Origin of the sequence: Microcystis sp. M49636_WE2 (genome assembly GCF_030065375.1) — a bacterium.
Lineage (GTDB): Bacteria > Cyanobacteriota > Cyanobacteriia > Cyanobacteriales > Microcystaceae > Microcystis > Microcystis aeruginosa_C.
Map to the genome: position 1 here is coordinate 1 of NZ_JASJFG010000753.1, position 1,792 is coordinate 1,792.

The window sequence follows — 1,792 nt, forward strand, 5'->3', positions numbered from 1 at the left end:
GTCCCTCGACAAATGCCAAGAAAAAGTGATGTTGCCGGTGGTTTAAGTTTATGGTTTCAGCGTTTGGGGGCTGCCGGTTTGTTAGCGGGACAAACTTTTTTACATATTCTTAATGGCAAAATCCACCGGCGTAATACTCTTGAACAAATGAGTATTGTGGGACCAGAATCCTTGACAATTGCCCTAATTACTGCTGCTTTTGTGGGTATGGTTTTCACTATTCAGGTAGCCAGAGAATTTATTTTTTTTGGGGCGGGTAGTTTTGTTGGGGGAGTCCTTTCCTTGGCTTTAACCAGGGAATTAGCCCCGGTTTTAACTGCGGTGGTGGTGGCGGGGAGAGTTGGCTCGGCTTTTGCAGCCGAAATTGGTACAATGCGAGTAACAGAACAAATTGACGCTTTATATATTTTAAAAACCGATCCGATCGATTATTTGGTCATTCCCCGGGTGATTGCCTGTAGTTTAATGTTACCCCTGCTCACTATTATCTCTTTAGTCACAGGGCTACTGGGGGGTTTATTTATTTCTGATAGTCTTTACGGCATTTCCTATTCCCTATTTTTACAATCAGCCCAAAATTTTATGGAAACATGGGATTTAATTAGTTCTATGTTAAAGTCGCTAATTTTTGGGGTTTTAATTGCCATTATCGGCTGCAGTTGGGGTTTAACCACCACCGGCGGTGCTAAAGGAGTTGGTCAATCTACTACCACGGCTGTGGTAACTTCTTTATTAGCGATTTTTGTGGCTAATTTTTTCCTCTCTTGGCTGATGTTTCAAGGTACAGGTAATGCGGAAATCGGCTAAGACAGTTATCAGTAATCAGTAATCAGTAATCAGTTATCAGTGCCAAGAAAACGGCAATTTTTTACTTAATACCGCTCAGTAAAAACTCAAATCAATTTGGTCGAAATATCTATATTACATTTTGGGCGCACGCGATGCGCCCCTACCATTGGCGCAATAATATTATTGTAGGGGCGAATTGCATTCGCCCTCTTTTAATCACTTTTACTGCTCACCTATATGTGAGAGAAAGTCAGAGAAAGGATTGAGAGTAAGACAAGTTTTAATTAATTCCTCCACTCCCAGGACTGGATAAATAGGGACTCTTAACTGATTAATAACAGTTTCTAGGGTGATATCATCTAAAAATACCGCTTCCCCATGCTTAAGCATGAGAGAAGGTAATAAAACCCCATCCCCAAGATTTTTACCTTGTAATCCTTTGAGAATATCTTGCCCAGTTAATAAACCCGTAACCGTGATTTCCTGCCCCCAATAATCACTATTTAAAGCCACTAATTCCACGGTTAAACCCCGCACCTTATTTAACTGTTTAACTAGGGGTTGAAAAGCTTGTTCTACGGCATTTCCCACTACCCATACCAACCGTCTAGAGGGAGTAATTTGAGCAGGCAATAACTTCTTAGCTGTCTTCTGGAAATCCCTAATAAATTGACGAATCGAGCCAACTCCGTTACCGATTTGGGGATAGTCTTCGTAGTGAGATTGAGGGGGTAAATCGACTCGGGCAATTAAAAACCATTCATCGGCTAACCATACCACATTACTGCCAAATTCTTGACGAAATTTTTTCTGTAAAGTTTGGACTTGTTCAATCACTTCTCGCGCTTTTTCTTGGCTAACAGGAATTAATTCATCTTCTTGGGGACGAAAGCGGGTTAATCCCACGGGAACTACGGCAATCGACTCCACACAGGGAATATCTCCCCGATGAAAAGAAACCAGATCTAACAGGGTTCTTTCGAGATGAATTCCATCATTAATA

2 protein-coding genes are annotated in these 1,792 nt (G+C 41.4%); one reads left to right on the forward strand and one right to left on the reverse strand.

Translation table 11 applies throughout. The features are described 5' to 3' along the window. The first annotated feature begins 12 nt into the window (after positions 1–12). Positions 13–807 carry an MlaE family lipid ABC transporter permease subunit gene (locus PX484_RS17240; RefSeq protein ID WP_287765104.1) on the forward strand — a complete coding sequence of 265 codons (795 nt, stop codon included), beginning with the start codon at positions 13–15 and terminating at the stop codon, positions 805–807. Positions 808–1,011: 204 nt separating this feature from the next. Here PX484_RS17240 and PX484_RS17245 read toward each other — a convergent pair. Beyond that, positions 1,012–1,792, reverse strand: a 781-nt coding sequence (locus tag PX484_RS17245; protein WP_288104904.1) for a DUF512 domain-containing protein, incomplete at its 5' end; no start/stop codon positions are given.

Coding starts and splice junctions, on each gene's coding strand:
- PX484_RS17240 (WP_287765104.1), top strand. CDS start 13: ATGCCAAGAAAAAGTGATGTTGCCGGTGGTTTAAGTTTATGGTTTCAG.